Genomic DNA, 23,361 nt, shown 5'->3' with positions numbered 1-23,361 from the left:
CGGTGCGTAAGCTGCTTGTCGCCAACCGCGGCGAGATCGCGGTTCGCGTCATCCGGGCCGCTCGGGAACTCGGGATCGGCACCGTAGCCGTGTACAGCGAGGCCGACCAGGACGCTCTGCACGTCAAGCTGGCAGACGAGCGGGTGCTGATCGGCCCGCCGGCCGCGTCCCGCAGCTACCTGAACATGGACGTCATCGTCACCGCGGCGGTGGACCTCGGCGCGGACGCGGTGCACCCCGGCTACGGTTTCCTGTCCGAGCGCGCCGAGTTCGCCGAGAAGGTCGCCGCGGCCAGGCTCACCTTCGTCGGCCCGTCCGCGGAGACGATCCGGCTGATGGGCGACAAGGCCAGGGCGAGGTCCGCCGCCGAGGCGGCGGGCGTGCCGACCGTACCCGGCTCCAACGGTCCCGTCGACAGCGTGGCCGAAGCGCTGGCCGAGGCGGAGCAGGCCGGATACCCGGTGGCGGTCAAGGCCGCCGCCGGCGGCGGCGGGCGCGGCATCCGCGTCGTGGCCGACGCCGCCGAGCTCACCGAGGCGCTGCCCGTCGCCATGGCGGAGGCCCAGGCGGCCTTCGGCAGCGGACTGGTCTACATCGAAAGGTTCGTCCCGAACGCCAGGCACATCGAGGTGCAGGTGTTCGGGGACGGCCAGAACTTCGTCCACCTGGGCGAACGCGAATGCTCGATGCAGCGGCGGCGGCAGAAGGTGATCGAGGAGGCCGGCGCTCCCGGACTGCCCGAGGACGTGCGCACCGCGATGACCGAGGCGGCCGTCGCGCTGGCCAAGGTCTCGGGCTACTCGGGCGCCGGCACCGTCGAATTCCTCTACGACCCCGCGCGCGGGGAGTTCTACTTCATCGAGATGAACACCAGGATCCAGGTGGAGCACCCGGTCACCGAGATGGTCACCGGCCGCGACCTGGTCCGTGAGCAGCTCACCGTGGCCTCCGGGGCTCCCCTGTCGTTCGCCCAGCCGGACGTCGAGTTCCGCGGCCACGCCATCGAGGTCCGGCTCAACGCCGAGAACCCCGACTTCGGGTTCATGCCCAGCCCCGGCGTCATCTCGTCCATGCGGCTGCCGGGTGGTCCGTTCGTGCGCATCGACTCGGGCTTCGGGCCGGGCAGCGAGATCAGCCCGTTCTACGACTCCCTGCTCGCCAAGATCGTCATCTGGGCGGAGGACAGACCGGCGGCGGTCGCCCGGATGGCCCGGACCCTGGACGAGGTCGAGATCGAAGGCGTCGCCACCACCGCGGGATTCCTGCGCAGGGTGACCGACGTCGCGGAGTTCCGCGAGGGCCGGTACCACACGACCTTCCTTGAAGACTGGATCGCCGGCGGCGCCGGCAAGTGAAGGAGCACATCTTGCGTGGATCAGGCGAGAGTCGATACTCCTGGGGCGGCGACGAATATCTGGTCGTCCAGTTCGCCGAGGCCATGAGCCTTGAGGTCAACTTCACCGCGATGGCGGTGTCGAAGGTCCTGAACGACGACCGGCTGCCCGGGATCGTGGACATCTGTCCCGCGAACGCGTCCTTGCTGATCAGGTTCGACCCCGACGTGGCGGCGCCCGCCGAGGTCGAGGCGACGGTACGGGCGGCCGAGGAGAAGGTCGCCGGAGCACCGGCCCGAAGCATCGAGACCCGGATCTTCGAGGTCCCGGTCTGGTACGACGACCCGTTCACCAACGAGACCGGGTCCAGGTTCCGGGACCGGCACCAGCGGCCGGAGGGCAACGACCTCGAGTTCGCCGCCGTCGAGAACGACATGGACTCGGTCCAGGCGTTCATCGACGCCCACTCCGGTTCCCCATGGATCACGTCCATGGTCGGCTTCGTCGCCGGCCTGCCGTTCCTGTTCCAGATGGTCCCGCAGGAACGGCAGCTGGAGCTCCCCAAGTACCTGCGGCCGCGCACCGACACCCCGGCGCTGACCATCGGGCACGGCGGCTGCTTCGCGTGCATCTACTCGGTACGCGGCGCGGGCGGCTACCAGATGTTCGGCGTCACCCCCGTGCCCATCTTCGACCCGGAGCAGCGGCTCGCCGACTTCAAGGACTTCATGGTGTTCTTCCGCCCCGGCGACATCGTGAAGTTCCGCAGCATCGACAACGCCGAGTACGACGCCATCCGCGCGGAGGTCGAGGCCGGCACCTACCGGTACCGGCAGCGGCCGGTCACCTTCGACCTGGACCGCCTGCTGACCGACCCCGACGGTTACAACGCCGAACTTCTGGGAGCCCTCTATGGCAGTTGAGATCATCGAGCCCGGACTGGCCTCCAGCATCCAGGACCAGGGACGGCCTGGCTACTACAGCGTCGGCATCCCGCCATCGGGCGCGGCCGACCTGCACGCCGCCGTCACGGCCAACCTGCTCGTCGGCAACTCTCCCGACGTCGCCGTAATCGAGGCTCCGTACATGGGGCCCGCGCTGCGGTTCGACGGACCCACGGTGGTGGCCGTCACCGGCGCCACCATGCCGGTGCTGCTCAACGGCGCGCCCGCACCGCAGTGGGAGTCCTTCCCCGTCGCCGCGGGAGACCAGCTGAGCTTCGGATTCCTGCAGGCGGGCGCGCGGATCTACATCGCGGTCGCCGGCGGGTTCGACGTGCCCGTGGTGCTGGGCAGCAGGTCCACGTACGCGCTGGGCGGCTTCGGCGGCTTCCAGGGCAGGAACCTGAGAAAGGGGGACGTGATCCCGGTCGGCCGGGCGAACGGCCGGCCTGGCAGCGCCGTCCCCGAGGAGCTGCGCCCCGCCTACAGCCGCGAGATCGAACTCCGGGTCGTGCTCGGCCTGTACGACTACCGGCTGACCGAGGCGGGCCGGCACTGCCTGCTGGAGTCGGAGTGGACGCTCACCCCGGTCGCGGACCGCACCGGTTTCCGGTATTCGGGTCCCGTCCTGGAGTGGGAGGAGCGGATCCAGCCGTTCGGCGCGGGATCCGACCCCTCCAACATCGTGGACGCCGGATACCCGATCGGTTCGATCCAGGTGCCCGGCGGAGTCGAGCCGATCATCCTGCACCGCGACGCGGTCTCCGGCGGCGGCTACGCGATGGTCGCGACGGTGATCAGCGCCGACCTGAACAGGGTCGCGCAGTGCTCGCCGGGAACGCGCACCCGGTTCGTGCCGGTGACCCTCGACGAGGCGCTGCAGGCGCGCGCCGACGACCGGGCCCAGGCCGCCAGGCTGCGCGAGGCGTTGGAGGGGGCTCGCTGATGTCGCCGTCCGAGCGGCTCGCCGCCCTGGGCCTGACGCTGCCCGACGTGCCCGCGGCCGCGGGGGCGTACGTCCCCGCGGTCCGGCACGGCGATCTGGTGATCACCACCGGCCAGCTCCCCTTCGTCGACGGCGCACTGCCGCTGACCGGGCTGGTCGGCGTGGACGTCACCGTGACGCAGGCCACAGCCCTGACCCGCCAGGCGGCCCTGAACGCCGTCGCCGCGGCCGCGGCGCTCCTGGGCGGTGTCGACCGCATCGCCCGGGTGCTCAGCGTCACCGGGCACATCGCCTGCGGCCCCGGCTTCACCGGGCACCCGGCCGTGCTCGACGGCGCCAGCACCCTCCTGGTGGACATCTTCGGAGACGCCGGCCGTCACGTCCGCACCAACGTCGGCGCGGCCCGGCTTCCGCTGGACAGCCCCGTGGAGGTCGGCATCGTGGTGACCGCCGTCGCGTGATCCGCCCCCTTCACCCGCGCAGAGAACCTCCAGAGTCTGCCAGCCCGGCGCCGGCGGTCAGCACGACGCCGGCATGCCCGAGCATCGCCTGCACCTTCAGGCCGGTATGCGCGGCCGGCGTCAGCGTGGCGGCGCCGTGCCGCAGGTCGTGCAGCGTGCGAGACAGGTCGCCCTCCGATGCAAGGCCCCAGCTCACGGCACGAAACCGAGTTACAGGCGTCCGCCGGATCGCCGGTGGGAGACGGCTGCGCGCGAGGACGACAGCGGCGGCGGGGGAGCCCTCAAGCTGCCCCCCAGTCACATCTGTCACACATACAACCGCAGCAGGTCTTCCTCGGTCTCCCTGCGGACGATCACCCGGTCGGCCCCCTCGAACACGGCGATCACGGGCGGTCTCGGCACGTGGTTGTAGTTGCTGGCCATCGAGCGCTGGTAGGCCCCTGACACGGGCACGGCGAGCAGATCTCCCGGGCGCAGGTCGCCGGGCAGCGGGATGTCGCGCACGAGGTAGTCGCCGCTCTCGCAGTGCTTGCCGACCACGTCCACCCGTTCGAGCGGCGCGTCCGAGGCGCGGGAGGCGAGCACGGCGGTGTACGGCGAGCCGTACATGGCGGGCCGCGGGTTGTCACTCATGCCGCCGTCGACGCTGACGTAGGTCCCTTTGACGGTGCCGACCCGGTAAAGGGCGACTGTGGTGGGCCCGGCGATGGAGCGGCCGGGTTCGACGGCGAGGTCGAGCCCGCCGACCTCCTTGCGCAGGGCCGCGACCACGTCGGACGGGGTGGGCGGCTCCGGGTCGCCCGGCCGGTAGGCGACGCCCAGCCCGCCGCCGAGGTCGAGGCGGGTGACGCCGACGCTGCCGGCGAAGTCGGCCATGCGCCGGGCCGCCAGGGCGAAGCCCTCGGTGTCGAAGAGCTGGGATCCGATGTGGGAGTGCAGGCCGTACAGCTCGAGTCCCGGCGTGTCCCTGACGGCGCGTACGGCGCGCAGCGCGTCGCCGTTGGACAGGGAGAAGCCGAACTTGGAGTCTTCACCGCCGGTGGCGATGGCCTTGTGGGTGGCGGCGTCCACGCCGGGGGTGACGCGGATCATGACCCGCTGGCGGGCGCCGAGCGAGGTGAGCCGATCGAGCTCGGCGAAGGAGTCGATGACGATGCAGCCGATCCCCCACTCCACGGCGCGGCGCAGCTCGTCGAGGGACTTGTTGTTCCCGTGGAAGACCACCCGCTCGGGCGGCATGCCGCCGGCCATGGCGACCGCGAGCTCGCCGCCGGTGCACACGTCCAGGGACAGCCCCAGGTCGGCGAGCCAGCGAACCACCTCGGGGCACAGGAACGCCTTGCCGCCATAGTGGACGTCGCCGTCGGGCAGCGCGTCGAGCCAGGCGCGGCAGCGGGCCTCGAAGTCGGCCCTGTCCAGCAGGTAGGCAGGGGTTCCGTGGCGTTGTGCGAGCTCCGTGGCGGGCAGGCCGCCCAGGTGCAGCTCGCCGCTGGTCCAGGTGGCGGTACGGGGCCAGATGGTCATGGCCGCACACCCTAAAGACTGATTCATCCAGATCTTCATGAGCATCGACGAATTTGAGGGTCAGCGCCAGAAGGCTGCACGTTCGTTGGGCTCGCCGCGCACCGGCCGTCACCATGTCCGCCATGCGAAAACACCTGGTCATCGCGATGATCGCAGTCTGTGCCGTGTCCGCGGGCTGCGGCAGGTCCACCTCCGGCACGGCGGCGCGCACGGATCCCTCGGCCGCGGGCAAGAGCGCCAAAGAGCTCGTACCCGAACAGGTCCGGAAGTCGGGCGAGCTGCGGATGGCGACCTCTGAGGGTTATCCGCCGATGGAGATGTACAAGCCGGGCACGCAGGAGCTGACCGGCGTGGACATCGACCTGGCGGCGGCGATCGCCGGACGGCTCGGACTGAAGGTGACGACGACGAACGCCGCCTTCGACGGGCTCATCCCCGGCCTGCAGTCGGGCCGCTGGGACATCGCCATGTCCTCGCTGAGCGACACCGAGCAGCGCCGCAAGGCGGTCGACTTCGTCGACTACTTCAACGCCGGCGGCTCGATCATGGTCAAGAAGGGCAACCCCGAGGGCATCAAGTCGCTCGAGGACCTGTGCGGCAAGAAGGTCGTGCTGGCCAAGGGCAGCTCGAACCTGGACATCGGCCTGCGGCAGAACGACAAGTGTGCGCAGAAGATGCAGATCATGCAGAGCGAGGACGCCCCCACCGGCCTGCTGACGATCGACTCCGGCCGCAGCGTGGCCACGATCGTCGACTCACCCGTCGGCCACATGTACGCCAAGGAGACCGGCAAGTACGACGTGCTGCCCGAGCAGTACGACGCCGGCCCGTGGGGCATCGCGATCGACAAACGCAACCCCGCGCTGCGCGACGCGGTGGCCAAGGCGCTGCAGGAACTGGTCGACAGCGGCGAGTACAAGCAGATCCTGGAGAAGTACGGCACGGGCGCCAACGCGCTACCGAAGATCACCATCAACACCGGCGCGTCATGACCGAACTCCCCATCAACGCCGTCAAGCCGCGGCGGCCTGGCCGGATGGTGGCCGGGGCCGCCGCGGGCCTGGTGCTGATCTGGTTCGCCTACACGATCATCGTGAACGAGAACCTGCACTGGGACGTGGTCGTCGAGCACCTGTTCGACGGACGGGTGCTGGGCGGGCTCGGTGTGACGATCGCGCTGACGCTCCTGTCGATGGTCCTCGGCGTGGCGCTGGGCGTGCTCGCGGCGGTGATGCAGCTGTCGGACAACTCAGTGCTGCGCGGCGCGGCGGGGCTGTACACGTGGTTCTTCCGCGGCACGCCCCTGCTGGTGCAGCTGATCTTCTGGTTCAACATCGGGCTGGTGTTCCCGATGATCGGGGTCGGGATCCCGTTCGGCGGGCCGATGTTCGTGGAATGGCAGGCCAACGCACTGGTGACGCCGTTCGTGGCGGCGGCGTTGGGTCTGACGATCAACGAGGGCGCCTACATGGCCGAGATCGTACGGGCGGGCATCCGCTCAGTGGACCCCGGCCAGCAGGAGGCGGCCGAGGCGCTGGGCATGTCGCACAGGCAGATTCTGCGCCGGGTGGTGCTGCCGCAGGCGATGCGGGTGATCATCCCGCCGACGGGCAACCAGTTCGTCTCGATGCTGAAGACGACCTCCATGGTGTCGGTGATCGCGGGCGCGGAGCTGCTGACCGTGGCCCAGCGCATCTACCTGGGCAACTTCGAGGTGATCGCGCTGCTGATCGTGGCGTCGATGTGGTATCTGGTGCTGACCAGCGTGGCCAGTGTCGGCCAGCACTTCCTGGAGAAGCGGTTCGCGCGAGGTGAGCGGTCGTGAGCATGGTGCGCATCCAGTCCGTCCGCAAGCGGTACGGCACGCTGGAAGTACTCAAGGGCGTCAGCCTGGACGTGCCTGAGGGCGGCGTCGTCTGCGTCGTCGGCCCCTCGGGATCCGGCAAGTCCACCCTGCTGCGCTGCGTGAACCGGCTGGAGACGATCGACTCCGGCCGCATCTGGGTGGACGGCCGGCTGATCGGCTTCCGCGAGCACGGCGACAGGCTGCACCTTCTGCGGCCCGACGAGCTCTGCGGGCAGCGGCAGAAGATCGGCATGGTGTTCCAGCGCTTCCACCTCTTCCCGCACATGACGGCGCTGCAGAACGTCATGGAGGGCCCCCGCACGGTGCTGCGCGCCTCGCGCGCCGCCGCTGCCGAGCAGGCGGGCGAGCTGCTGGAGCGGGTGGGGCTGGCCGATCGCGCCCACCACTACCCCGCCCAGCTGTCGGGCGGGCAGCAGCAGCGGGTCGCGATCGCCAGGAGCCTGGCGATGAACCCGAAGGTGATGCTGTTCGACGAGCCGACCAGCGCGCTGGACCCTGAACTGGTGCAGGAGGTGCTGGCGGTGATGCGGGATCTGGCCGCCAGCGGCATGACAATGATCGTGGTGACGCACGAGATGGGTTTCGCCCGGGAGGCAGGTGATCACCTGGTGTTCATCGACGACGGAGTGATCGTGGAGGAGGGGCCTCCGCGCGAGGTGCTTTCCCGTCCGCGCCACGAGCGCACCCGCGCGTTCCTGGGGCAGGTGCTTTGAACCTCGACCTGGTGATCCGCGGCGGCCGGGTCGCCGACGGCACGGGCACCCCCCTGCGCCGGGCCGACGTGGGCGTGCGCGAGGGCCGCGTCGTCCTGCTGCCCCCCGGAGGGGAGGCCGCGGCGCGGGAGGTCCTCGACGCCGGCGGTCTGGTGGTCGCCCCCGGCTTCATCGACGTGCACACGCATTCCGACGCCGCCACCCTGCTGGGTCCCGAGGCATGGGAACTGGCCGCCGCGCCTGTCCGGATGGGGGTGACGGTCGAGATCAGCGGCAACTGCGGGTCGGGGCTCTTCCCGGCGCTGCCCGAGCGGATCCCGGAGATGCGGGGCTCAAGCCGCGTCGGTTTCGGGGGCAACGTACCCATATTTGAGGACTTCGAGGGCTTTGCGGCGGCCCATGGGGAGGCTCCCCGGTCGAACCACCTGGCCTCTCTCGTGGGGCACGGCACCCTCCGGGCCGGGGTCGTGGGCTACGCGGACCGGGCGGCCACGCCGTACGAGCTCGACGTCATGTGCGACCTGCTGGACCGGGCGCTCGCCCAGGGCGCGGCCGGCCTGTCGACCGGCCTGATCTACACGCCCGGCACATACGGCGGCACCGACGAGGTGGTGGCACTGGCCAGGGTCGCGGCGCGGTACGGCAGGCCGTACGTGACGCACCTGCGCGACGAGATGGCGCGCGTGGAGGAGGCGCTGGAGGAGGCGGTGAAGATCGCCCGCAGGAGCGGCGCGGCGCTGCACGTCTCCCACCACAAGACGGCGGGCAAGTACGCATGGGGCCGCACCGAGCGCACGCTGGCCTACCTGTCCGAGCTGCGCGCCGGCGGGATGGACGTCACCTGCGACGTCTACCCCTACACCGAGGCGTCGACGTCGCTGTCGGCGATGCTGCCGCCGTGGGCCAACGACGGCGGAACAGGGGCCCTGCTGGAGCGGCTGCGGGACCCGGCGCAGCGGGAGCGGATGCGGCGGGCCATCGCCGAGGGTGTGCCCGGCTGGGAGAACACGGTCGGCAACGGCGGCTGGGACCGCATCTCGGTGGCGTGCGCGGTGCGCAACCCGGAGGTCGAGGGGCGCACGATCGCCTCGCTCGGCGGCGATCCGGTGGACGCGGCGGCGGAGCTGCTGCTGGCCGAGGAGGGTGAGGTGACGATCATCAGCCACTCGATGCGGGAGGACGACGTGCGGCGGGTGCTCGCGTGCGACTTCTCGATGATCGGCTCGGACGGAGTGCCCAAGCCGGGACATCCGCACCCGCGGCTGGCGGGGACGTTCCCGCGAGTGCTCGGACGGTACGTCAGGGAGCAGGGGCTGCTCTCGCTGGAGTCGGCCGTGGCGAAGATGACCGGCATGGCCGCGGCGCGTTTCGGGCTGCGGGACCGGGGCGCGGTCCGTGACGGGGCGCACGCGGATCTCGTGCTGTTCGATCCAGCCACGGTGGCCGACGGGGCGACCTACCAGGATCCGCTGCTGCCGCCGGACGGGTTGCGCGCCGTGGTGGTGGCCGGGCAGGTCGCGGTCCGCGACGGCGACCTGACGGCGGCCCGCCCCGGAGGGGTGGTCACGCCGTGAGCGCCCCCAAGACCCTGGAGGAGATCGCCGCGGCCTGCCCGGGGACGCTGGCGGTGGCCGTCCGCGGCCCCGGCGCGCCGGGGCCGGCCGTCAACGCCGACGTGGAGCTGCCGCTGGCCAGCGTGGGGAAGCTGCTGCTGCTGGCGGAGGTGGCGATGTCCCTCGAAGGCGGCATCCTGGACGCCGGGGAGCCGGTGGAGCTGGTCGACGACGACTACTGCGGCGGGTCCGGCCTGCTGCTGGGGCTGTCGCAGCGGCGGTGGACGGTCGGCGACCTGGCGCTGCTGACCGCGGCGGTCAGCGACAACACCGCGACGAACGCGCTGCTGCGCCGCGTCGGCCTGGACCGGGTCAACGCGGCCGCCGCGGCGCTCGGGCTGACCAGGACGCGGCTGCTCGACCGCATCCGCGAGCCGCGCACGCCCGCGGACCCGCCGACGTTCGCGCTGGGGACGGCCGGGGAACTGGCCGGGCTGGCTTCGCTGGCCGGGGGAGGCGCGGGGTGGCAGGTGCAGCTGCGCGAGTGGATGCTGGCCAACACCGACCACGGCCTGGTCCCCGCGCTGGTGCGGCACGACCTGGAGGCGGCGTGGCTGGCCAACAAGACCGGCACCGATGAGGGGATCCGCACGGACGTGGGGCTGATGGGCGGGGTTGGGTACGCGGTCCTCGCCCACGGTCCCGCAGGCTCCGAACAGGCCCTGGTCCACGCGGTACGGCAGGCGGGCCTCTTCATCGCCCATCTGCAACCCTGACACCTGACCGGGCCCCCGCAGTGCGGGCGGGCGTTGCGGGCGGGCCGGGATGGTGGGTCAGCGTAGGGCCGGGTCCAGGGAGTTGCGGAGCTGGGCGGCGGCCGTGCGGAGGTAGGCGAGAAAGGAACGCGCCGCCGGGTTGGGGTTGGTCGGTCGACGCGCCACCCCGATCCGGCGGTACAGCTGCGGCGTGGCCAGACGGCACACCTGCACTCCCGTCACCCCCATCAACCCGAGGCTGGGCACCAGCGCCACCCCGAGCCCCGCTCGTACCAGCCCGATCGTCACCTCGTAATGATCGCTGCGGCAGCGGATCTGCGGCGTGAACCCTTCCAGCATGCTGGCACGTTCCAGGATCGACACCGGGTGCTCGGCGCCGAAAGTCGTGATCCACGGCTCCTCGGCCAGGTCGGCCAGCCGTACCCGGGAACGCAGCCCCGCCTGGTGACCGGTGGGGACCACGAGCAGCTGCGGCTCGTCGAACAGGTGCAGCACCTCCACCCTTTCCGGACGCTGCCACGGGTCGAGCGCGTGATCGAACACCACCAGCACGTCCAGCGCGCCGCGCTCAAGGTCCGGCAGCAGCTCGTACGGCTGTCCCTCCGCCAGGTCGAGCTTCACGTTCGGGTAGCGGGCGGCGAAGCGCGACAGCGCCAGCGGCAGCAGCCGGTACCCGGCCGACGCGAAGAAGCCGATCCGCAGTTCCCCCGCGTCCACCCGCGCCTGGGCGAGCAGGTCCTTCTCGGCGGCCTCCAGGATGTCGGCCACCTCCTGGGCGCGCAGCGCCAGCCGCCTGCCCGCCTCAGTCAGGCGCAGGCTCTGGGCGTTGCGTTCGACGAGGCCGACGCCCGACTCCTCCTCCAGCTTGGCCAGCTGGTGGGAGACGGCCGAGGGCGAGAGCTTCATGGTTCTGGCCGCGCCGGCGATGCTGCCGGTGCGGAAGATCTCCAGGAGGACGCGGAGCCTGCTACTGCTGAGCACCCGCCCAGCCTAGGACTGGCCTGACGGGCCCGCTCAGGCGAGGCTGCGTCCTTCCACCGTGCCCGGTGGCAGCGGGGTATGCGCGGTCAGTTCGGTCAGCGGTTCACGAGAGCACCTCAGCAGGTCATCGGTGTTCGCATGGCGTGGGGTCGGCGCCCCGCGGCAGCCGGGCGAGTTCTGACGAGGTGAATGAGCGCCCGCCCAGGATGGCGCACAGGTGCGCGGCCCAGTCCTGCGGCGCGGTGGACATGATCCGCGCCTCGTCGGTGCGGTAGAGCAGCTTTCCGCCCCCGCTGAACAGAGTGAGGTAGCCCAGGGAGTCGCCCAGCCTGCTGATGGAGAACGATGCGTTGTAGCGCAGTTCGGGATTCGAGCGGAGGAGCTGGAGCAGATCGAAGGCATGGCCGTCGGCCGGGCCTTGTGGTTCCGCCGGAACCGGCTGTCCTGAGGGGGGAAGCGACCAGGCCGTGAAGGGCCTTTCGACGGTGGCGGCGTAGGTGATCAGTTGGGTCAGGTCGGGGCCGGCCGCGACAGGGACGAGTTCGCCACTGCCGGGGATCAGGTGGCTCCTGGTGGCACGGCCGAGCGTGAGGTCCCAGTGCTCGACCTTCCTGGCCGTCCCTTCGATGACCAGCGCCGCGTTGCCGTCAACGTTCGGCAGCACGTCAAGCCCCTGGCCCGCCTCCTGCGGGCTCAGGGCGGAAAGGCGCTCGCGCAGGTCCAGCCCGGGGGCCGCCCGCCGCAGCGGCGTGGTCTCCCAGACGGTGAGCATGCCCCGGGCGAAGACGACGAGACGGCCGCCGGCGACCGCGTGCAGACTGAGCGGCGCCTGCCCGTCCGCCCCCGCGGGCAGGCGCGCCGAGCCGATCGGGCGCAGGTCAGGTACGGACATCAGCACCAGGTCGCGCGAGTCGGCACTGATCACGGCTATCTCCCGACGTCCGGTCAGCGCGACCACCCGCGTGGCCACCTGAGTGCCCGAGCCGCTGTTCGGCGCCGCGGGCCGCTCGTTGACCAGCAGCTTCGACGCGGCGTCCCACACGCGCAGCCGCCCATCGCTGTCGTAGGTGACGACGTGGCCGCCGTCGCCGGTGACCGCGGACTCGAGCACCTCGTGCGGGTCGGTGTCGAGGGTGCGCGCGACGGGGAATCTGACCAGGCCGGGGCCGCCGACCGTCCAGATGCTCCAGCGGCCGTCGCGGCCGGTGACCGCCGGGGCGTAGGCGTACCCGGCCGGCGCGCCGATGATCCGCCCAGCCCGCAGATCGATCAGGACGTTCTCCACGGACAGCAGCCTGCCGCCGTGGCTCAGAGTGCCCGGCCTGCTGACGTTACCCTCGCAACCGCGGAAAGTGAGGGGGAAGTCGGCGATGCTCGCGCCGGTGCGCAGGTTCACGCCGCGTACCCGGATGCCGTCCCGGGTGGGGACGCAGCCGGCCGCGATCGTGCCGTCGTGGGCGAAGACGGCGGATGTCGGCACTGTTCGGGCCGATCGCGACTGTCCGGGCTCGAACACCAGCAGCCGGTGGTCGCCCAGGGAGACCGAGAGCAGGCCGTCCTCGGCGAGTTGGAGCGTCTGCGCCTGACCGGCCAGTGGGACGCTACGCGCCTGACGAAGCCGCAGGTCCCAGACCTGAACCGGGCGCGGGCCCGCAGGCTGGACGGCCAGATACCGCCCTGCCGGGTCGAGGGCGAGCCGCGCCTTCCCCCTGGGAATCGGCAGCTTGTCGAGCAGCCGGTGTTCACGGGGGTTCCACAGCTCGACGGAGCCGTCCTCGACGGCGATGGCCAGCACGCGGCCGTCGGCGGACAGTGCCGTTCCCGCCACAGGCGACGACAGCGCTATCTGCTTCGGCAGCGCCGCACTTCGGTCCGGTTGCCAGATCTTGACCGCGTGGCTCTCCTCCTGGATGATCACCCCGCCGTCTTCGGCGGCGAGCAGGCGTTGTGAGGTGACGCCGGAGCCGGCCAGCAGACGGTCGGCGCCGGCGAAGTCGCTGTAGCGGTTGAACAGCGCCCGTTCCACCTTCGGCGCGCGGGGGTCGCTGCGGTAGGCGGCCACCGCCTCCAGGATCGCCAGATCAGGGTTTTCCTGATCCTCATCGGCGCGGCCGGCCAGGGTCTGTGCCGCCGAGGTGCGCAGCTTCTCCTGTTCCGTCAGGTGGCCGCGGTAGATCTGGACGCCGGAGACCAGGCTGACGAGGAGGAGGACCACGACGGCGGTCCCCATGGCGTGCCGTCCACGCCGGACCTGGGCCGACCTGTGGCTGCTCGCCTCGACGAAGGCTCGTTCGGCTGGACGCAGATCGTCATGGCGTACGTCCAGCCAGTGCCGCGCGGTGGCCAGGTCGGTGCCGCGCAGCAGCCGGTCGGTCTCGCGCTCGGCCGACCAGCGTTCGAAGGCGCGCCGCAGATCGTGGTGCCAGGTGCGGAAGTCGCGATCGGCGCGGACCCACTCGGCCAGCCTGCCCCAGCGGCTGATCAGCGACTCGTGGGCCAGCCGCAGCGTACGCACGCCCTGCCGGTCTTCCGCGGCGACCAGCAGCCGGGTGGTGGCCAGTTCCTGGCCGAGCCGCCACTGCTCCTCACTGAGCGCCTCCTGCGGCAGCACGGCGCAGGAGGGGTCGTGATCGGGCGCCTGCCGGACGAGTTGGAGAAGCAGGGATCGCACGCGAGGGTGGTCCGCGGGCGACAGTTGCTCGTTCCAGACCTGCTCGGCGTAGGCGGCCAGCGCTCCCGCCGCGCCCTCGATCTCGCGGTAGGCGTCATGGCTCAGCACGCCGCCGCTCTGCCGGTCCCACAGCATGGTCAGGGCGAACTCCACCAGGGGGAGCCGTCCAGGCTCGTCACCGACGTCGTCGAGGATGCGCTCGACCAGGTCCGCCTGGAACACCACCCCCCTCTCGTGCGCCGGGCTCTCGATCGCCTCACGCAACCGGTCCCGGTCGAGCGGCATGACCGGGTAGAGGACCTCTTGCCGGAGATCGGCCGTTCGCAGCTGGTCGAGCACCCTGTCGGAGTAGTCGATCCGTACGGTCACCACCGTATGGACTCCCGCCGCCGTTGCCCGCAGCAGGGGCAGCAGCGCCGACACGAACTCCTCAGCCGGATGGGCCGAGGTGAAGACCTCCTCGAACTGGTCGATGACCAGCACGAGTTCGTCCTGACCGGTCCTGGCCCGCACCCGCTGGACGACCTCGACGATCCCGCCCTCGGCCAGCACCTGGGCCAGGCCGGGCAGCTCAGCCATGCGGGAGGTCTCTCCCCGCTCGGGTTCGAGCGCCGGCAGCAGGGCGGCGGCCAGTGCGAAGAGCGGCGTACGCCCGTGCGCGGGACGAACGGTGATCACGCACACCCCGGCCTTCTCCCGCAGCCGAGGCAGCAGCCCGGCCATGACCAGCGAGGACTTGCCGCTGCCTGAGGGCCCGTACACGACCGTGACGCCGGGCCGCGAGCTCCGGTCCAGCAGATCCCGTATCTCCTTGCGCCTGCCGAAGAAGACGTCGGCGTCGCCCTCCCTGAACGCCTCCAACCCCCGGTACGGCGCGGGGGCGGTCGCCTGGGCCGCCTGGTCGGGAAGGCCGCTCAGCAGCACGTCCGCGGGGATCACGTAGGCGGTGCGGGCCGCGTGACCGCTGTTCCCCGCGGCCAGGATGCCGATCGGCGCGTTCAGCTCCTCGTCCCACACGGTGGCCCCGCTGAATCCGGGACGGAAGCCGTGCCCGCCTCGTCCGGGGTTCTCCACCTGCAGCCAGCCGTCACCCCGTCGGCCGAGCAACCGTCCCGACGCCCATACTCCGCTGTCCGCCCGCCCACGGGGGAATCCCAGCACCCGGAAGGAGTGACCCCAGTAGTCGTCGGCGGTGACCGGCCGGGCCGGCTGCGTGCCCTGCGGCGGCGGCTCGGCCAGCCGGAGCAGCGCGACGTCGGCCGCGCCGTCCCACGCCACCACCTCCGCCATGATCGGCTGGTGCGCCCGGCCGAGCAGGGGGAAGTCCACCAGGACGGGTTCGCCGGGACGGCCGGCGTCGCGCAGCCCCAGCGCTCCGCTGACAACGTGCGCGCAGGTCACCACCTCCCGTACGCCTACCAGGCAGCCGCCCCCGGACACTCCTGCCGAGCCCTGGACGCGGGCGGCGGACAACCCCAGGCGTGCCCCTCGTGCCTCTTTCCGGGTTCCCTCTGAAGGGGGACGATCGGCCTCCGCGTTCCCGGCCGCCCGCGGGAACGGGGACGGCCCGGACGCTGGGGACGGTGAGGCGCCGACGCCGGCCGTCTGAGACGGGGACGGCGTGTCCCGGCGGCCGTCCCGTCTCATCGCGATGACGGCGAGCACCATCGTCACGCCGCCGATGACCATGCTGATCACGCTGGATTGTTTGTCCCAACGGTCCAGGAGCCAGTCGGGCACGGGCAGAGCCCCCGCCATGAACCCGGCCACGCCCAGAGCCAGCAACGCCGCTGATCCGCCCAGGACCGTCCGCCTGACCCAGCGAGGCCACGAAGACCTGACGTCACGACCTGGACCCGAAGATGTCGGCACCCTTCAAGAGTGCCCTTCACCGGGCCTTCCGAGCTTGGGAGATCATCGTCCCGTTACCCAATCGAAGGTCACCGGCGAGAGCAGTTGTGGCGCGACGGACGCCTCGGGTCACCTGGAGGGAGCGCCGAACCAGCGCGGCAGCACGCCGGCCAGCTCCGCCTGGTCCTCGCCGGCCCACGCCACGTGGCCGTCGGGGCGGAGCAGTACGGCGGCGACGTCCAGCTCGGCGCCGGGATCGACGACGTGGTCCACGCGATCCGCCCAGCCCTCGGCCGAGAGCCGGCCGGTCCGGTCGAGCAGGAGGCCACGGCCGGAGCGCGTCAGCTCGTAGAGTCGGCCGCGCCTCAGGCGGACGTCCCTCAGCCGCCGCCCCACCAGCTCGGAGCCGCCGCCGAGGTCGTAGCGGACGCCGATGGCGGTGACCTGTTCGATGAGGTACGTGGTCACCTCGTCGAACTCCATCAGCCGCGTCAGCAGCCGCCCCACCGCCCGGGGTCCCGGCTCGGCGGACATCAGGTGCATGCGCACCCGCGTGTCGTCCAGCACGGCGGCGGCCACCGGGCGGCGTTCGGCTTCGTAGGTGTCCAGCAGCCCGTCAGGCGCCCAGCCCGCGACCTCGGCGGCCAGCTTCCACCCGAGGTTGAACGCGTCCTGAATGCCGAGGTTGAGCCCTTGCCCGCCGGCCGGCGGATGGATGTGGGCCGCGTCGCCTGCCAGGAGCACCCGGCCGTCGCGGTAGCGTTCGGCCAGGCGTGTGGCGTCGCCGAAGCGGGACAACCAGCGCGGCGCTCGCACGCCGAAGTCCGTGCCCGCGACCGCCCTGAGCCCCTGCCGGAACTCCTCCAGCGTCGGCGGCACGGCCCGGTCCTCGGCCACGCCCGCGGCGGGCACGACCACCCGGTACATCCCGTCGCCCAGCGGCAGCAGGCCGAAGCGCGGCTGGGTCTCGCGGATCCGCGCGACGGCGGCGGCGATCGCCTCGGGATCCTCGTCCGCCTCCATCTCACCGAGCAGTGTGTCCACTCTGCTCGGCTCGCCGGGAAAGCCGACGCCGAGCAGCTTGCGCACCGTGCTGCGCCCGCCGTCGCAGCCCACGAGGTAGCGGGAGCGCAACCGCGTGCCGTCGCTCAGTTCGGCGGTCACGCCGTGCTCGTCCTGGCTGAGGCCGGTCAGCTCGGCGCTCCGCCAGATCTCCGCGCCCAGCCCGGCGGCGTGCTCGGTCAGCAGGCGCTCGGTGACGGTCTGCGGGATGGCGAGGAGGTAGCCGTGCGCGGTGTCCAGCCCGGCGGGCGCGGGCCGGTCGGCCCCGGCGAGGGAGGCGCGCAGCGGGTGCCGCCGGCCGTGCGCGAGGAAGCGCTCCAGCAGGCCGCGCTGGTCCATCACCTCGATGCTGCGCACGTGCAGGCCCTGAGCCTTGGCGTACGGGGCCGGCTCGGCGTCCTTCTCCAGCACGAGCACCTGCGCGCCGTGCAACCGCAGCTCGGCCGCCAGCATCAGGCCGGTGGGCCCGCCACCGGCGATGATCACGTCGAACATGAACCGCCCCCCTGCGTTGTACGACTTCCGGTCCGGCAGTCTGGGGCATGACCCGGGTCTTGCCGCAAGTCCCGGGGTGCGCTATAGCTTGGAAGTGGCAGGGGAGGCGCCTCCTTCGAGGGCGCTCTGCCTCATGGGGTGGATGAGCGGACAGTGGCGGCGTCGCGGGAGGCCATCGCCTCCAGCAGACTCGTACCACGCCGGTGAAGCAGACGTACGGTGAGCGCCGGGGTGGCATACAGGACGGTGCCGGCCAGCAGGATGCCGGACAGGACGGTCACCCAGCCCGAGCCGCCGCAGACCGCGCCGATGACACCGGGCAGGACGGCGGCCAGCACCACCACAGGGAAGATCGTCATCTGTCCACCGGTCGGATCGCCGGCCCGCTGGCCAGGGTAGATGCGATCGCGAGCGTCGGTGCCCACGGCCGGCATCAGGAGCGCGAGCAATGGTGCCGCCGCGCAGGACGTCGCGGTCGCGGCGACGGCACCGCCAACGGCGGCACCACCCAGGGGTGAACCGGTCGCCGCCCACAGCACGGCCGTCAGCACAAGGGACGGGACGCCGAACAGCATCGCCCGGGCCGCCATCCGTCCGCGCACATCGGCCCTGAGAGCGCCCGGTGTGGTGAGAAGCTGCCAGAGGGCCGTGCCGTCCAGGGCATAGGTGTTGACCGCGGCCATCGCGCCGAACACCGCCGCCGCGGGACCCGCCAAGGGCAGCGCCCAGCTCCAGTCGGTGAGCGCGATGATGAGCGCCATCAGCAGTGGTGTCAGCCAGGCGGTACGCAACTCGACGCCGCGCGCCGGGTCACGCAGCCAGGTGGCCAGCTCTCGTGACACGACCGCCGACACCTGCGGGCCGGTGAACGGCAACGACAGCGGCCGTCCTGGTACGGCGGGTCGTCGAGGTGCTGCTCTGTGAGGGGGGCGGCGCAGGACGCGAGCCGTCAGCGCGATCCAGCCGAGCTGCAGCAGGGCGCCCACCATCAGCAGGGCGGCCAAGGGCGGCATGGTCGCGCCGAAGCCGGCGCCGTCGCGGGCGGCGAGTGCCGCACCGTAGCTCCAGCCGGTGGGCAGGGCGGCGAGCACGTCGATCACCGGCGCGGGCAGGTGGCCAAGGTCAGGGGGAGCAAGCGTGGTATCCCCCTTGCCGAGACGCGGCAGCAGCCAGGCCGCGATCGGCACCCACCCGGCGAACGAAAGCGCGAGCATGACCGCGGTCTGCGTGGCGGCCGTGGTCATCCCGGCCCGGGTCTGCAACAGCCGGGCTGCCAGCGCCGCCACCGTCTTGCCCGCCCAGACCAGCAGATACAGCTGCGCCACCACCGCCCCGGCGGCGATCGCCGCCGCCGCGGGCCCGCCCGGCGCGGCCAGGACCACCAGGGACGCCAGGCACGCCAGCGTGATCAGCGGGCCGACGCCGAGCAGTTCGGTCCACGACAACGCCCACGCCAGCCGCCAGGGCCGTAGCGGATAGCCGCGCAACCACTCGCGTGAGATGACCGATGGGTCGTGGCGAGGCTGGGTCAACGGCCCGAACACCCACATGCCACCCCACACGGTGAGCGCCATCGCGATCCAGCCCTCGTGAATCGTGCCGCGGGAGGCCATGATCGAGCCGGCGATCACCAGGGCGGCCAGGATCAGGCCGGTGACCAGGCTGAAAGCGCGCTCGTGGTGCGGGCCATTGCGGAACAGACGCAGCTTGAGCGCGAACAGGGTGCCCGTCATCGCAGCCACTCCAGCGGACGCACCGGGTCGGCGCCGACCAGTTCGATGAACCGCTCGTTCAGTGTCGCGCCCGCGGTCAGCTCCTCCACCCGACCTTCGACGAGCACCCGTCCGCCGGCCACTACCGCCACGCGGCGGCAGTTGCGTTCGACGAAGTCCATGATGTGGCTGGACAGGAGCACGGTGCCCCCGGCGTCGACGTACTGTTTGAGCACCTGCTCGATGGAGTGGGCCGAGACCGGGTCGATGGCTTCGAAGGGCTCGTCCAGCACCAGGACGCGGGGCCGGTGCAGCAGCGCCAGCGCCAGGTTGATCTTCTTACGCATGCCGGTGGAGTACTCCACGATCAGCGTGCGCGGGACCGCGTCCAGCCGGAGGATCTCCAGCAGGTCGCTCGCGCGCGCCTGCCAGCCGTCGTCCAGGCCGCGCAGCCCGGCGCTGTAGCGCAGGGCCTCGGTGGCGGTCAGCCGCTCGGGCAGGGACAACCCGTCCATCATGATGCCGAGCTGGGCGAGGGCGGCCTCCCGGTCGGTCCGCAGATCATGGCCGGCGATCCTGATCGTCCCGGAGGTCGGCTCGCGCAGCCCGCATACGGCCGTCAGGGTGGTGGTCTTACCTGCTCCGTTCGGGCCGACGATGCCGTAGAACATGCCCGGGGGAACAGTCAGGCTCAGCCGGTCGACGGCGAGCACGGATCCGAACCGATGGGTGAGGCCCACGACCTCGACGGCGGGGACGGGGAGATTGAGCACGGCCTTCTTCCCTGAGCATTCAGCAAGAGGTTCTTCGTCACATGCGTCGTAACGGCACGTACCGTGCCGTGAGTGGACGTGGTCATTGTGGAGCGGGCTTGAACAACCTGTCAACACGGCACGTGCCGTGCCGCTCCGTTAGAATGACATGGTGACTATCAGCCGACACGATCGAGCCGCCGCCCGTACCAAGGCGATCATGCAGGCCACGCTCGCCCTGGCCCAGGAGGCCGGCTACGCCAAGCTCAGCATCGAGGCGGTCGCGGCCCGCGCCGGCACGGGCAAGCACACGATCTACCGCCGGTGGACCTCAAAGGGCCTGCTGTTCCTCGACTCGCTGCTGTCGCTGAACGAGCCCGCCCTCGACTATCCCGACACCGGAGATGTCCGGGCCGACCTGCGCCGACAGATCCACGCGGCGGTGGACCTGCTGGCCAATCCCCCCTGGGGCCCGCTCTACCAGGCACTGGTGGGCGAGGCTCAGCACGACCCTGCGGTCGCCGCCGGCCTCAACGAACGCTTCATCCGGCCCCAGGCCGACAAGACCATCGCCCGTCTGAAGGCGGCCCAGGATCGGGGGGAGGTCTCCTCCGACTTCGACCTCGACCTCGCCATGGCGATCCTGTCCGGACCTCTGTACTTCCAGCTCCTGATCACCCAGGAGCCCATGACGCATGACTACGTCGATCGCGTCCTCCAAGCCCTCTTCGCCGGCATGAGCCCGCGGCACTGAACTGGAGAGACGCTCCAGCCGCATCGCCAAGCGCCGCCTGTGCCCAGCAGCCGCGTGGGGGAGCGCGCCGGGTTGCGAGCGTCGTCCTGTTCACACGCCTGTGATGGTCCATTGGTTGTTGGTGCTGTTGTTCGGGGTCCACAGGGCCACGGTGGAGCCGGACGTGCCGTTGCCCATGCCGTCGAGGGCCGTGCCGGTGCCGCGGTTGATGATCTGGTGGCGGTCGCCGCCCGTGCTGTTGAGGCGCCACTGCTGGTTGTTGCCGCCGTTCCACGGGGCCTGCCTGGCGTTGGCTCCGTTGGCGGTGTTGCCCCAGCTGTCGGCGACCATGCCGTTGGTACGGTTGACGATGCGGTACCACCCGCCGCCCAGGGCCACGAGCTGCCACTGCAGGTTGGTGCTGCCGTCCCAGTTCCACTGCTTGAGGTTCGCCCCGGAGGCGACGTTGCCGCCGCTGTCCAGCGCCAGGCCGGTGGTCGCGTTCGTGATCCGCACGTAGGTCGCCGGCGGGGGGCCGGCGGATCCGGTCATGCGGTACGCACGACCGGCCTGGCCGCTCAGCCTGATGACGTCGTTCTCGGGTCTGGTGACGCTGACGGCATCGCCGGTCGTGGCGTCGACCACCTGGAAGGTCCCGGTGAAGATCCGGGCGCGCACGTCGACCGTGCCGTCGCGGTCGAACCTGACGAGGATCTCGGTGGTCCCGCCGGCGCTCCAGGTCGCGTCCACGGTGTAGCCGCCGCGTCCTCGAAGACCCTGCACCTTCCCGTTCGGCCAGGCCGCCGGGAGCGCCGGCAGCACGTGAAGCTCGCCGTTGTGGCTCTGCAGCAGCATCTCGGCGATGCCGGACGTCGCGCCGAAGTTGCCGTCGATCTGGAACGGCGGGTGCAGGTCGAACATGTTGGGCGCGAGCCGGGCCGTCGTCACGAGGGCGCGGATCAGGTCGTGCGCCCGCGTGCCCTCCTCCATCCGCGCCCAGTAGTTGATCTTCCACGCCAGCGACCAGCCCGTGCCGTCGTCGCCGCGCAGTTCGAGGGTCCGCCGCGCGGCGGTGTACAGCGCGGGAGTGCCGCGCTTGGTGATCTGGTTGCTGGGGTGCAGGCCGTAGAGGTGGGAGATGTGCCGGTGGTTCTGCTCGGTCTCGACCCAGTCGTACAGCCACTCCTGGATGTTGCCGCGCGAGCCTGTCCGCATCGGCGGGAGCCGGTCCCGGGCGGCCAGGACCTGCGTCCGGAAGCCGGCGTCGGTGCCCAGGAGTTCGCTCGCCCTGGCGCAGCCGTTGAACAGGTCCCGCAGGATCTGGTTGTCCATCGTGGGTCCGGCGCAGATGCTGACGCCCGCGTGGTGGGTCAGTTCGGGGGAGTTGGATGGGTTCGTGACCAGGTATTTGAGGGTCGGTTCCTCCACGAGAGTCTCCAGGAAGAACTGCGCGGCCCCCTTCATGGCCGGGTAGTACTGCCGGAGGAAGCCGAGGTCGCCGGTGAAGAGGTAGTGGTCCCAGATCATGGTGGCCAGCCACGCGCCACCGGTCTGCCACATGCCCCAGGTCGCGCCGTCGACGACCGAGCTGCCCCGCCAGCCGTCGGTGTTGTGGTGGGTCACCCAGCCACCGGCGTTGTACTGCGCCCGCGCCGTGCGCGCGCCGCTGACCGTGAGATCGCCGACCATCCTGAACACCGGCTCGTAGCACTCCGACAGGTTGGTCGTGTCGGCCGGCCAGTAGTTCATGGGCAGGTTGGCGTTGAGGGTGTACTTCGAGTCCCAGGACGGGGTCAGCGAGTCGTTCCAGATGCCCTGCAGGTTGGCGGGCTGGGTGCCCGGCCGCGAGGAGGAGATCAGCAGGTAGCGGCCGTACTGGAACAGCAACGCCGCGAACTGCGGGTCGTCGCTGCCGGCGTGCTGCGCGATCCGTACGTCGGTCGGCTGGTCGGCCGCCGCGGTACGGCCGAGGTCGAGCGTCGTGCGCCCGAACAGCCGCTGGTAGTCGGCGACGTGCCGGCCGCGCAGGTCGTCGTAGGTCCGGGTGACGGCGGCGTCGAGATGACGCCGGGCGATGCCCTGATGGTCGCCGCCGGCGTCCTGGTAGTTCACGTAGCTGGAGCCGATGGAGATCAGCACCGTCACGCTGTCGGCGGACCTCACCTGCAGCGTGCCGCCTGAGCTGCTGACGGTGCCGCCTTCGGCGACGGCCCGGGCCAGCGCCAGGAACCTGACCTTGCCGGCCAGGCCCCTCTGGTCGCCGGAGATGCCGTCGAGCGCCACCGTCGTGCCGTCCGGGCTGGACCGCGTCGTCCGCTGCGGGCTGCCGAACGTCGCGGAGAACGTGATCGAGCCGGGCCTGTCGGCGGTCAGGCGGAGGGCGATGACCTGATCCGGCGCGCTCGCCAGCACCTCGCGCCGGTACCGTACGCCGTTCTGCAGGTACGTCACCGTCGTGGTGGCCGTGCTCAGGTCCAGGACACGGTTGTACTCCGAGACCCCGGCGGCGCTGCCGAAGGTCAGTCGCAGATCGCCCACGGGCTGGTAGGCCAGCTGAGCCGAAGGGTTGCCCAGCATGTTCTGGTCGACGAGGGTCTGGGCCTGGCTCCACTGGTTCTGGAAGACCAGCTGCCGGATCTGCCCCAGCGCCGCCGCGCCCTTCGTGTTGCTCTGGTCGTACGGCCCGCCGGCCCAGATAGTGTCCTCGTTGAGCTGCAGCCGCTCGGTGTCGACGTTGCCGAACACCATGGCGCCAAGGCGGCCGTTCCCGATCGGAAGCGCGCGCAGCCATTCCGTGCCGGCGCTTTCGTCGTACCACAGGGCCAGATCGTTCGCGGCCCGCACCTCCGCGGGCGCCACCGACGCGGCTCGGGCCACGGCCGTCCACTGCAGGGGCAACAGCGCGGCTCCGGCGCCGGCCGCGCCGAATCTCAGCATTTGTCTTCGCGATAAGTCGGCCATTTCGGTTCTCCAAGCCCATGGGGGTGGA

18 protein-coding genes are annotated in these 23,361 nt (G+C 71.3%); 10 read left to right on the top strand and 8 right to left on the bottom strand.

Features of this window, described 5'->3' with window-relative positions; translation table 11 throughout:
• Nucleotides 1-2 precede the first annotated feature (2 nt).
• The 4 genes from Nocox_RS33625 to Nocox_RS33610 are packed head-to-tail and all read left to right on the top strand — an operon-like array spanning nucleotide 3 to nucleotide 3,682.
• A complete protein-coding gene (locus tag Nocox_RS33625; protein ID WP_020541208.1) occupies nucleotides 3-1,355 on the top strand; it encodes an acetyl-CoA carboxylase biotin carboxylase subunit in 1,353 nt (450 codons plus the stop codon).
• An 11-nt stretch (nucleotides 1,356-1,366) separates the two neighbouring features.
• Entirely contained in the window at nucleotides 1,367-2,257 is an 891-nt protein-coding gene (locus Nocox_RS33620; RefSeq protein ID WP_026213931.1) for a 5-oxoprolinase subunit B family protein, read from the top strand.
• The gene (locus Nocox_RS33615) at nucleotides 2,247-3,221 is read left to right on the top strand and encodes a 5-oxoprolinase subunit C family protein (protein ID WP_020541206.1); all 975 of its coding nucleotides are present in this window, start codon (nucleotides 2,247-2,249) and stop codon (nucleotides 3,219-3,221) included. Before Nocox_RS33620 ends, Nocox_RS33615 begins: the two co-directional genes overlap by 11 nt.
• Nucleotides 3,221-3,682 (top strand): RidA family protein, encoded by a 462-nt coding sequence (locus tag Nocox_RS33610; protein WP_020541205.1) that lies wholly within the window; start codon nucleotides 3,221-3,223, stop codon nucleotides 3,680-3,682. Before Nocox_RS33615 ends, Nocox_RS33610 begins: the two co-directional genes overlap by 1 nt.
• Nucleotides 3,683-3,692: 10 nt before the next feature.
• Here the strand turns inward: Nocox_RS33610 and Nocox_RS43425 are convergent, their stop codons facing one another.
• On the bottom strand, nucleotides 3,693-3,878 hold the full coding sequence (locus Nocox_RS43425; protein WP_246649642.1) for a site-specific integrase: 186 nt from the start codon (nucleotides 3,876-3,878) through the stop codon (nucleotides 3,693-3,695).
• A gap of 110 nt (nucleotides 3,879-3,988) precedes the next feature.
• Nucleotides 3,989-5,206, bottom strand: a complete 1,218-nt coding sequence (lysA, locus tag Nocox_RS33600; RefSeq protein ID WP_020541203.1) for a diaminopimelate decarboxylase — start codon at nucleotides 5,204-5,206, stop codon at nucleotides 3,989-3,991.
• A gap of 122 nt (nucleotides 5,207-5,328) precedes the next feature.
• Between lysA and Nocox_RS33595 the strand changes: the two genes are divergently transcribed.
• The 5 genes from Nocox_RS33595 to Nocox_RS33575 are packed head-to-tail and all read left to right on the top strand — an operon-like array spanning nucleotide 5,329 to nucleotide 10,115.
• A complete protein-coding gene (locus tag Nocox_RS33595) occupies nucleotides 5,329-6,198 on the top strand; it encodes an ABC transporter substrate-binding protein (RefSeq protein ID WP_051112453.1) in 870 nt (289 codons plus the stop codon).
• Complete coding sequence (locus tag Nocox_RS33590; protein WP_020541201.1) at nucleotides 6,195-7,031, top strand: amino acid ABC transporter permease; 837 nt, start codon at nucleotides 6,195-6,197, stop codon at nucleotides 7,029-7,031. Before Nocox_RS33595 ends, Nocox_RS33590 begins: the two co-directional genes overlap by 4 nt.
• 2 nt (nucleotides 7,032-7,033) lie before the next feature.
• Nucleotides 7,034-7,786, top strand: coding sequence for an amino acid ABC transporter ATP-binding protein (locus Nocox_RS33585; protein WP_026213927.1), 753 nt, complete (start codon nucleotides 7,034-7,036; stop codon nucleotides 7,784-7,786).
• Nucleotides 7,783-9,360 carry an N-acyl-D-amino-acid deacylase family protein gene (locus tag Nocox_RS33580; protein WP_020541199.1) on the top strand — a complete coding sequence of 526 codons (1,578 nt, stop codon included), beginning with the start codon at nucleotides 7,783-7,785 and terminating at the stop codon, nucleotides 9,358-9,360. The genes Nocox_RS33585 and Nocox_RS33580 overlap by 4 nt, the downstream gene beginning before the upstream one ends.
• Nucleotides 9,357-10,115 (top strand): serine hydrolase, encoded by a 759-nt coding sequence (locus Nocox_RS33575; protein WP_020541198.1) that lies wholly within the window; start codon nucleotides 9,357-9,359, stop codon nucleotides 10,113-10,115. Before Nocox_RS33580 ends, Nocox_RS33575 begins: the two co-directional genes overlap by 4 nt.
• 57 nt (nucleotides 10,116-10,172) lie before the next feature.
• Here the strand turns inward: Nocox_RS33575 and Nocox_RS33570 are convergent, their stop codons facing one another.
• From Nocox_RS33570 to Nocox_RS33550, 5 genes are all read right to left on the bottom strand, one after another.
• Nucleotides 10,173-11,096 carry a LysR family transcriptional regulator gene (locus tag Nocox_RS33570; RefSeq protein ID WP_020541197.1) on the bottom strand — a complete coding sequence of 308 codons (924 nt, stop codon included), beginning with the start codon at nucleotides 11,094-11,096 and terminating at the stop codon, nucleotides 10,173-10,175.
• 124 nt (nucleotides 11,097-11,220) lie between these two features.
• Nucleotides 11,221-15,240: an nSTAND1 domain-containing NTPase gene (locus tag Nocox_RS33565; protein WP_169577001.1), complete on the bottom strand. Its 4,020-nt coding sequence runs from the start codon at nucleotides 15,238-15,240 to the stop codon at nucleotides 11,221-11,223.
• Between the two features lie 507 nt (nucleotides 15,241-15,747).
• Complete coding sequence (rox, locus tag Nocox_RS33560; RefSeq protein ID WP_020541195.1) at nucleotides 15,748-17,175, bottom strand: rifampin monooxygenase; 1,428 nt, start codon at nucleotides 17,173-17,175, stop codon at nucleotides 15,748-15,750.
• Nucleotides 17,176-17,306: 131 nt separating this feature from the next.
• Entirely contained in the window at nucleotides 17,307-18,908 is a 1,602-nt protein-coding gene (locus Nocox_RS33555; RefSeq protein ID WP_020541194.1) for a hypothetical protein, read from the bottom strand.
• Entirely contained in the window at nucleotides 18,905-19,660 is a 756-nt protein-coding gene (locus Nocox_RS33550; RefSeq protein ID WP_020541193.1) for an ABC transporter ATP-binding protein, read from the bottom strand. The genes Nocox_RS33555 and Nocox_RS33550 overlap by 4 nt, the downstream gene beginning before the upstream one ends.
• 148 nt (nucleotides 19,661-19,808) lie before the next feature.
• Here Nocox_RS33550 and Nocox_RS33545 point away from each other — a divergent pair, with 148 nt between their 5' ends.
• Nucleotides 19,809-20,393, top strand: a complete 585-nt coding sequence (locus Nocox_RS33545; RefSeq protein ID WP_051112452.1) for a TetR/AcrR family transcriptional regulator — start codon at nucleotides 19,809-19,811, stop codon at nucleotides 20,391-20,393.
• Nucleotides 20,394-20,483: 90 nt separating this feature from the next.
• Here the strand turns inward: Nocox_RS33545 and Nocox_RS33540 are convergent, their stop codons facing one another.
• Nucleotides 20,484-23,309, bottom strand: coding sequence for a glycosyl hydrolase family 95 catalytic domain-containing protein (locus Nocox_RS33540; protein ID WP_020541191.1), 2,826 nt, complete (start codon nucleotides 23,307-23,309; stop codon nucleotides 20,484-20,486).
• Nucleotides 23,310-23,361 lie beyond the last annotated feature (52 nt).

Origin of the sequence: Nonomuraea coxensis DSM 45129, from assembly GCF_019397265.1 — a bacterium.
In the GTDB taxonomy this organism is placed as follows: Bacteria; Actinomycetota; Actinomycetes; order Streptosporangiales; family Streptosporangiaceae; genus Nonomuraea; species Nonomuraea coxensis.
This window is presented reverse-complemented; position numbering and strand designations above follow the sequence as displayed.